Source organism: Streptomyces sp. NPDC059452, from assembly GCF_042750035.1.
Classification (GTDB): Bacteria; Actinomycetota; Actinomycetes; order Streptomycetales; family Streptomycetaceae; genus Streptomyces.
This window is the reverse complement of the sequence record NZ_JBHYVE010000007.1, coordinates 261,382-269,749: the sequence shown is the minus strand read 5'-3', so window position 1 is coordinate 269,749 and position 8,368 is coordinate 261,382. Positions and strand designations below refer to the sequence as shown.

The following is an 8,368-nucleotide window of genomic DNA, read 5'->3' as shown; positions in this document are numbered from 1 at the left end:
CCGGGCCCCTCCGGGCGCTTCCCTTCGTTTTCTTTTTGTTCTTGCGTTTCCGACTCTATCAGACTCTTTCGTGTCCGATTCCCGGCCGAAGCGGGTCAAGCAGTCTTGCTGTTTTCGCTTTCGAGGTTCTTCGCTTTCGCGTTTTCCCTTTCCGGCGAGTCCGACTCTATCAGATCCTTTCGGGCCTGACTCCCAGTCAGCGGGGCTTGTCTTCCCGGCCGTTGGGCCGTTCCGACGAGTGAGACTTTAGCGGATTCCTGGCCCCCGACGCTAATCGGGGTGCGTCCCTTCGAACGCGGATTCCTCATTTCGCGAATGCGCACGAAAAAGCAGGCGACACGAGGTCGCTCACTGGATCGTGGTTACTGCGGAATGGCTGTCCGGGGACCGACCGGGGTCGGCGCTCACGTCGGACAACTCGGAGCACACTACGGACCCGGCCGGGGCGTGTCAACCCCCGGCCGGAGCCGGGGGTCAGCCGTTGCCGGAGGCCAGTTCGCGGCTGCGGTCGCGGGCGGCTTCGAGGGCGGCGATGAGGGCGGCCCGGACGCCGTGGTTCTCCAGTTCGCGGATGGCGCTGATCGTGGTGCCGGCGGGGCTGGTGACCGCCTCGCGGAGCTTGACCGGGTGTTCCCCGCTGTCCCGGAGCATCACGGCGGCGCCGATCGCGGCCTGGACGATGAGGTCGTGGGCCTGGGAGCGGGGCAGGCCGAGCAGGATGCCCGCGTCCGTCATGGCCTCGACCAGGAAGTAGAAGTAGGCGGGGCCCGAGCCGGAGAGGGCGGTGGCCGCGTCCTGCTGGGACTCCGGGACGCGCAGGGTCTTGCCGACGCCGCCGAAGATCTCCTCGGTGGTGGTGAGGTGCGCGCCGGTGGCGTGGCTGCCCGCCGAGATGACGGACATGCCCTCGTCCACCAGGACCGGGGTGTTGGGCATGACCCGGACGACCGGGGTGCCCTCCGTGAGCCGTTCCTCGATGAAGGTGGTCGTGATGCCGGCGGCCGCGCTGATGACCAGGCGGTCGGCGCCGACGTGCGGGGCCAGCTCGTCGAGGAGCTTGCCCATGTCCTGCGGCTTCACCGCCAGGATGAGGATGTCCGCCGCCTTTGCCGCCTCGGCGTTGCCGACGGACTCGACTCCGTACCGCGTGTGCAGCTCCTGGGCCCGCTCGCTGCGGCGGGTGGTCACCAGGAGGTCGGCCGGTCGCCAGCCCGCCCGGATCATGCCGCTGAGGAGGGCCTCGCCGATCTTGCCGGTGCCGAGGACTGCGACTGTCTGGGTCATGCGTTCACCCTCCGGGCGGTATTGGGGTCGGGGTGCGGCGGATGTGTTGCCGTCGTCCCGTCGTCTTGTTCGTCATCCTTGCACCGGGGGCGCCGGGCGTGCGGTGGTGTCTCAGGGGGTGCGGCGGCGCAGGGTGATCGCGCCCAGGCAGAGGACCAGGAAGGCGCTGCCCGCGACGATCGCGATGTCCCGGAGGAAGTCGCCGGTGGGGGCGGAGTGGTGGACGACCTGGTTCATGCCGTCGACGGCGTACGACATGGGCAGGACGTTCGAGATCGCCTCCAGTACGGGGTGCATCTGGTCGCGCGGGATGAACAGGCCGCAGAGCAGGAGCTGGGGGAAGATCACCGCCGGCATGAACTGGACGGCCTGGAACTCGGACGCGGCGAACGCGGAGACGAAGAGGCCGAGCGCCGTGCCGAGGAGGGCGTCGAGCAGCGCGACCAGGAGCAGCAGCCACGGTGAGCCGGTGACGTCCAGGCCGAGCAGCCAGACGGAGACGGCGGTGGCCAGGGCGGACTGGACGACGGCGACCGCGCCGAACGCGAGGGCGTACCCCGCGATCAGGTCGCCCTTGCCGAGCGGGAGGGCGAGGAGGCGTTCGAGGGTGCCCGAGGTGCGTTCGCGCAGGGTGGCGATCGAGGTCACCAGGAACATCGTGATCAGCGGGAAGATGCCGAGGAGCGAGGCCCCGATCGCGTCGAAGGTGTCGGGGGCGCCGTCGAAGACGTAACGGAGCAGCGTGATCATCGCGACCGGGACGATCAGGAGCAGGGCGATGGTGCGCGGGTCGTGGCGGAGCTGGCGCAGGACCCGGGCTGCCGTGGCCGTCGTACGGGGCAGGGTCAGGGGGCTGGGTGGGGTGGCGGTCGTCGTGGTCATCGGCCTTGCTCCTCTCCGTGTGTGGCTGCCTCTCCGTGCGTGGCTGCCGCCTCGTCGACCAGGTGGAGGAAGGCCTCCTCCACCGTCCCGGTGGCGGTGCGGGTGCGGAGGGCCTCGGGGGTGCCCTCGGCGAGGATGCGGCCCTCGCGCATCAGGAGCAGGCGGTGGCAGCGTTCGGCCTCGTCCATGACATGGGACGAGATGAGGAGGGTGGTGCCCCGGTCGGCGGCCAGGCGGTGGAAGAGGTCCCACAGGTCGCGGCGGAGGACCGGGTCCAGGCCGACCGTCGGTTCGTCCAGGACCAGCAGGTCGGGCGTGGAGAGCAAGGCGACGGCCAGGGAGACGCGGCTGCGCTGGCCGCCGGAGAGTGCGGCGGCGAGGGCGTCGGCGTGGCTGGTGAGGTCGACGTCCTCGATGGCTCGGGTGACTGCGGCTCGGCGGGTCTCCCGGTGCGCGCGGCCGGGGTGCAGGACGGCGGCGAAGTAGTCGAGGTTCTGGCGGACGGTGAGGTCCGCGTAGACGGAGGGTGCCTGGGTGACGTACCCGATGCGGGGGCGCAGGGCCGGGGCTCCGGCGGGGTGGCCGAGGACGGTGAGGGTGCCCGTCACCTTGGCCTGGGTGCCGGCGACCGCGCGCATCAGGGTGGTCTTTCCGCAGCCCGAGGGGCCGAGGAGGCCGGTGATCGTGCCGGGGCGGAGGGTGAAGCCGAGGGCGTGGAGGACCGTGCGGTCTCCTCGTACGACGGTGAGGTCGCGGGCCTCGACGGCTGGGGGCGGGCGGTCCTTTCCGGGCCCGTCGGGTCTGTAATTCATCATGTGATGAATTACAGACCCGGTGAGCCCTGTAGTCAAGAGGGCGGGGAGTGCCGGGGGCGCGGTGAGGTCGTGGGCGTGAACGGAACGGCCCGTTCCGGAGGTTCCGCTCCCGTGTGCTTCCGTGGCCGCCAAGCGGGGGCGACGGAAGCACCCGGGGCCAACTCCCCCAAAGGACAATGATTTTCACTGTCCCCGCGGTGCTGGAGGTATCCCTCTCGTGCGTGGCTTCCCGATGTTCCGGACGTTCCCGATCCACCGGGCCGATCTCACGGCCTCCCTCGTCGTCTTCCTCGTCGCCCTGCCCCTCTGTGTGGGGGTGGCCGTCGCCTCCGGCGTACCGGCCGAGCTGGGGCTGATCACCGGCATCGTCGGCGGGCTGCTCGTCGGCCTGCTGCCGGGCAGCAGCCTCCAGGTCAGCGGGCCCGCCGCCGGGCTGACGGTGCTCGTCTTCGAAGCGGTCCAGCGGTTCGGCGTCGGCGCCCTCGGGGTGCTCGTGCTGGGAGCCGGGCTCGTGCAGATCGTGCTCGGGGTGCTGCGGCTCGGGCGGTGGTTCCGGGCCGTGTCCGTCGCCGTGGTGCAGGGCATGCTCGCCGGGATCGGGCTCGTCCTGATGGCCGGGCAGGTGTATGTGGTCGCCGGGGCCGAGGCGCCCGCGTCGATGGCCGGGAAGCTGTCCGGGCTGCCGGGGCTCGTGACCGGTACGGGGGTCTCCGGTCCGGCCCTCGCCGTGGGCGCGGGGACCGTGGCCGTGCTGGTGCTCTGGCCCCGGTGGCGGCGGGTCGCCCGGGTGCTGCCCGCGCCGCTGGTGGCGGTGGGGGCGGCGGCCGGGGCGACCGCGCTGTTCCGGTTGCCGGTGGAGCGGATCCGGGTGGGCGGGCTGTTCGACGCCGTACGGCCGCCGGGTGGCGACGACTGGGCCCGGCTCGCGGACCTCGGGATGGTCGGCACGGTGCTGGCCTTCGCCCTGATCGCCTCGGCGGAGTCGCTGTTCAGCGCGGCGGCCGTGGACCGGATGCACCGGGGGCCGCGTACGGACTACGACAAGGAGCTGGTCGCCCAGGGCGCGGGCAACACCGTGTGCGGGGTGCTCGGCGCGCTCCCCATGACCGCCGTGATCGTGCGGAGCTCGGCCAACGTCGACGCGGGCGCCCGGACCAAGGCGTCCCGGGTGCTGCACGGGCTCTGGCTGCTGCTCTTCGTGGCCGCGCTGCCGGGGGCGCTCGGGGTGATCCCGGTGGCGGCGCTCGCCGGGGTGCTGGTGCACGCCGGGTTCAAGCTCTTACCGGTGCGGGTGCTGGTGCCCCTGTGGCGCGCGCATCGCGGGGAGGCCGTGGTGCTGGGCGTGACGGCGGTGACGGTGGTGGCGACCAGCCTCTTCGAGGGGGTGCTGGTGGGGCTGCTGCTGGCCGTCGCCAAGACCGCGTGGGACATGAGCCATGTGCACGTGGAGACGGTGGAGGGGCCCGGCGCCCTCCTTCTCGTACGGGTCACGGGGAACGCGACCTTTCTGCGGCTGCCGAAGTTGCTGGACGCGCTGGACGCCCTGCCGGCCGACCGGAAGGTGCGGCTGGAGCTGAGCGGGCTGCGCCACACCGACCACGCGTGCGCCGCCGAGCTGGAGGGGTGGGCCGCGCAGCGTGAGGCCCGGCAGGCGGGGGTGGAGGGTGAGCGTGCCGGGGCCGGGGCAGGGTCGGGAGCAGGCGCGGGTGAGGAGGACGGGCAGCGGGAGGGGGCGTTGAGCTCGGCCCCGTAACCGCTCGGTGTGTCAGCGGCGCTTGGTTGCGTCAGCGGCGCTCGGGGCGTCAGCGGCGCTTGGGGCGCTTGCGGGCCGCCGGGTTGCCGGTTCGGGTCGAGCGGCGCTTCTCGAACTGGGCGCGGGCCGTCTCGTACTCCGTGCGGCGCAGCTTCTCGCCCGGGGCCTCGATGAGCGAGCGGACGAAGTAGGCGAGCAGCGAGCCGATGAACCCGATCGACTTCAGGCCGCGCAGGGTGTCCTCGCGGACCGGGTCCTTGGGGCGGGCGCCGAACCCCTCCCAGGTCTTGCGGAACGCGATGGCGCTGCAGACCGCGAACATCACGATCACCAGCATCCCGATGAGGTTGCCGACCTCCGCGATCTCCAGCCCCTGGAAGGCGAAGCGCAGGACGAAACAGGCGACGGCGGCGGTGACGAGCGAGCCGACCGCGACGCCGACGCGCCGCCAGCCGTAGCCGCCGTCGTGGTCGACCCAGGTCGTGCCGAAGAAACGGATCGGCTCGGGCTGCGGGCCGGGAGGGGTGGGGGCGCCGCCGGAGCTGTTCGCTCCGGCGGGCCGGGTGCCGGGGGTCTCGCTGTTCTCGCTGTTCTCGCTCACGGGGTCGATTATCCCCGGGTGCGGGCCGTTCCGTGAGCGGCGTGGCTCTCGGGGCGGTCAGTCGCAGCGCGGGGCGATGTAGCCGTCGCTGCCCGTGTACACGTAGGCGTCCGAGACGAACTGGCCGTTGGCGATGTTGTCCCAGAGGTTCGACGTGCCGTACGGGCCGGTGACCCGCTCCCCCGGCTTCTGGCAGTAGATCGGGACCCTCATCCCGATCGGGAGGGTCCGCACGATCCGGTAGCTGGTGCCGGGGCCGGTGCGGACGTTGACCTGGTAGCCGGGGGCGATCGGGTACCTGGTCCGCGCGGCCGCTGCCGCTGTCGTGGTGGATTCGGCGGCCCCGGCGGCCTCGGCCGTCGTCCCCTCCGCCGGTTCGATGGTCTGCTCGTCCTTGCCCATGAGGGCCTCCCCCACTGAGAAACGATGTGTTCGAACGCGTACGACGCGCAGGCTAACAAGCCCCACGCCGCTCGCACGCACCATCGACTAGGCTCCGTGCGTCGCGCTTGCGCATCACAACACGGGGGTGGGCGATGCCGCCGCTGCCAGGGGCCGGAGCGCATCCGGAAGCGGAGTTTCCGGAATACGCGGGTACCTACCGTCTTGAGGCATGTCTCGGCTCGGGCGGCATGGGCGTCGTCCACCTGGCCCGCTCGGCCTCCGGGCTTCAGCTCGCGGTGAAGGTGGTGCACCGGCCGTATGCGGCGGACCCCGAGTTCAGGGCCCGTTTCCGGCAGGAGGTGGCGGCCGCGCGGCGGGTCAGCGGGGCGTTCACCGCGCCCGTCGTGGACGCCGATCCGGAGGCCGTACGGCCGTGGATGGCCACTCTGTACGTTCCCGGGCCGACCCTCGCCGAGCAGGTGAAGCGGAACGGTCCGCTGGCCCCCGCCGAGCTGCGCAGGCTGACCGCCGGGCTGGCCGAGGCGCTGCGGGACATCCACCGGGCGGGCGTCATCCACCGCGACCTCAAGCCGAGCAACGTACTGCTCTCCGACACGGGCCCGAAGGTCATCGACTTCGGGATCTCCCGCCCGTACGACAGCGATCTGCGCACCGAGACCGGCAAGCTGATCGGCTCACCGCCCTATATGGCGCCCGAGCAGTTCCAGCGGCCGAGGGAGGTCGGGCCGGCCGCCGATGTGTTCGCGCTGGGGGCGGTGCTCGTGCACGCGGCGACGGGGCGCGGGCCGTTCGACTCGGACAGCCCGTACATCGTGGCGTACCAGGTGGTGCACGACGAGGCGGACCTCAGCGGGGTGCCGGAGGATCTCGCGGAGCTGGTCGGGCGGTGCCTGGCGAAGGACCCGGCGGAGCGGCCGACGCCGGACGAGGTGATGGCGGCGCTGCGGCCGCCCTCGTACGAGGCCGCCGCGTTCATACCGGCCCAGCGGCGGCCCGTGGCCTTCCCGGAGGCGGTGGAGGGCGCCGGGCGGGAGGGGGCCGAGGACGTCACGCATGTCCGGGAGGTGGTCCCTGCCCGGCGGGGGCGGCTGACCCGTGGGCGGCTGGTGGTGGCCGCCGCGCTGCTCCTGCTGGTGGCGGGGGCGGGTGCCGGGGGGTTCGTGCTGTGGGGCGGTGACGGGGGCGGGGGCGGTCCGGTGGAGGCGCCGGAGCGGGCGGCGGCCCGGAAGAGTGCGGAGGGCGTTGCCTTCTCGCCGTGGAGCACCTCGCTGCGGGCCTCCGGGAGCGCCACTCCTGTCTGCACCTCCGCCGGGGCGGGTGCGGCGCTGTACTGCGCGGCGGACGGGACCGGGACCGCGCGGATCGACCCGGCGGACGGGCGTGTCCTCTGGTCGGACCGGAACACCGCGCTCCGCGAGGCCTCGGCGCCCATCGTCTCGGGCGGGGTGGTGCTCTCGGCGGGCCCGGACGGGAAGCTGCGCGCGTACGACCCGGTGAAGGGCGTGCCCGTACGGGAGACCGGTGTCTCCGCGAGCCCCGGCTCGGCGTTCCCGGCCGGTTCCACCCTGCTGGTCGTCGCGGACGGCGGCACGGTCACGGCGCTGGACGGCGCGAGCGGGGTGTCCCGGTGGGAGCGCGCGCTGACGGGGCATGTACGGCCGGTCTTCGGGCTGTACGACGAGGCGTCCGGCCTCGCGTACGCCTTCGAGCACTCGGCTACCGGCGACTCCACGCTGGTCACCGCCGTGGACGCGGCGACCGGCCGGGCCGGGTGGCAGCGGCGGCTGGACGGGATGCTCACGCCGGTGTCCACCGCCGGGGCCGGGGAGCTCGTCCTGACGTCGATGAACCGGGACGCGGAGATCGACGGGCTGGTGCGGTACGCCCCCGATGCGCGGGAGGCCGCCCGGATCGGGCTGCCCTTCCGGCTGGACGAGCCGCAGGTGGTCATGGCCGGGGACGCCGCGTATCTGCTGGCGCGGAGCGGTTCGCTGCTGGCCGTCGACACGGGGGTGGGCGGCGAGGGCGGGAAGGCGGAGCTGTGGCGGCTGGAGACCGGGGCGGGGAGGGGGTCCGCGCCTGTGCTCGGGGAGGGCGGGCGCCTGTACTTCTCGGCTGCCGACGGGCGGCTGCTGGCCGTCGACACGGCAGGGGGTGCGGTGGTGGGGCAGACGCGGGCGCGGCTGAGCGGGGGGAAGCTGACGTACGCCTCGGCCCTGCCCGCGCCGGTGGCGGCGGGGCGGATGGTGGTGGGGACGGCTCCGGACGGGTCGGTGTTCGCGGTGGACGGGCGGGATCCGGGGGGCTGGTGAGGGGGCGCCTGTGGGCGCCGGGTCTGGGGGGCCTCGGGGGGCCTCGGGGGTGGGTGCGCTTGCGGGGCCCTTCGGGGGGGGAGCCGGTGCCTTTCGGGGGCGTAAACCTTCGGGCTCTCCCTGGGTGCGCCTTCGGAGGGCGTACCCAGGGGTGCGGGCCCAGCCCGGTTGCCCGGGGGGGGGGGGGGGGGGGGGGGGCGCGGGGGGGGGCGGCGGGGGGGGGGGGGGGGGGGGGGGGGCCGGGGGGGGGGGGGGGGGGGGGGGGGGGGGGGCCCCGGCTGCTGGGCGGGTGCCGTACGCCCGGGCGGCTGCTGGG

General features: G+C 73.5%; 7 protein-coding genes. 2 read left to right on the top strand and 5 right to left on the bottom strand.

Annotated features, from left to right (window positions below; genetic code table 11):
- Positions 1-474: 474 nt before the first annotated feature.
- From proC to ACFW9Z_RS13200, 3 genes are all read right to left on the bottom strand, one after another.
- Positions 475-1,284, bottom strand: a complete 810-nt coding sequence (proC, locus tag ACFW9Z_RS13210; protein WP_384638831.1) for a pyrroline-5-carboxylate reductase — start codon at positions 1,282-1,284, stop codon at positions 475-477.
- Between the two features lie 111 nt (positions 1,285-1,395).
- Complete coding sequence (locus tag ACFW9Z_RS13205; RefSeq protein WP_384638829.1) at positions 1,396-2,166, bottom strand: ABC transporter permease; 771 nt, start codon at positions 2,164-2,166, stop codon at positions 1,396-1,398.
- Positions 2,163-2,981, bottom strand: coding sequence for an ABC transporter ATP-binding protein (locus ACFW9Z_RS13200; RefSeq protein ID WP_384638826.1), 819 nt, complete (start codon positions 2,979-2,981; stop codon positions 2,163-2,165). Before ACFW9Z_RS13200 ends, ACFW9Z_RS13205 begins: the two co-directional genes overlap by 4 nt.
- 232 nt (positions 2,982-3,213) lie before the next feature.
- Here ACFW9Z_RS13200 and ACFW9Z_RS13195 point away from each other — a divergent pair, with 232 nt between their 5' ends.
- Positions 3,214-4,734, top strand: a complete 1,521-nt coding sequence (locus ACFW9Z_RS13195) for a SulP family inorganic anion transporter (RefSeq protein WP_384638874.1) — start codon at positions 3,214-3,216, stop codon at positions 4,732-4,734.
- Between the two features lie 49 nt (positions 4,735-4,783).
- Here ACFW9Z_RS13195 and ACFW9Z_RS13190 read toward each other — a convergent pair whose 3' ends face one another.
- Together ACFW9Z_RS13190 and ACFW9Z_RS13185 are read right to left on the bottom strand one after the other, a co-directional pair.
- A complete protein-coding gene (locus ACFW9Z_RS13190; protein ID WP_384638823.1) occupies positions 4,784-5,335 on the bottom strand; it encodes a hypothetical protein in 552 nt (183 codons plus the stop codon).
- Between the two features lie 57 nt (positions 5,336-5,392).
- A complete protein-coding gene (locus ACFW9Z_RS13185; RefSeq protein ID WP_384638820.1) occupies positions 5,393-5,737 on the bottom strand; it encodes an SH3 domain-containing protein in 345 nt (114 codons plus the stop codon).
- Between the two features lie 134 nt (positions 5,738-5,871).
- Here ACFW9Z_RS13185 and ACFW9Z_RS13180 point away from each other — a divergent pair, with 134 nt between their 5' ends.
- Entirely contained in the window at positions 5,872-8,052 is a 2,181-nt protein-coding gene (locus ACFW9Z_RS13180; RefSeq protein WP_384638871.1) for a PQQ-binding-like beta-propeller repeat protein, read from the top strand.
- Positions 8,053-8,368 lie beyond the last annotated feature (316 nt).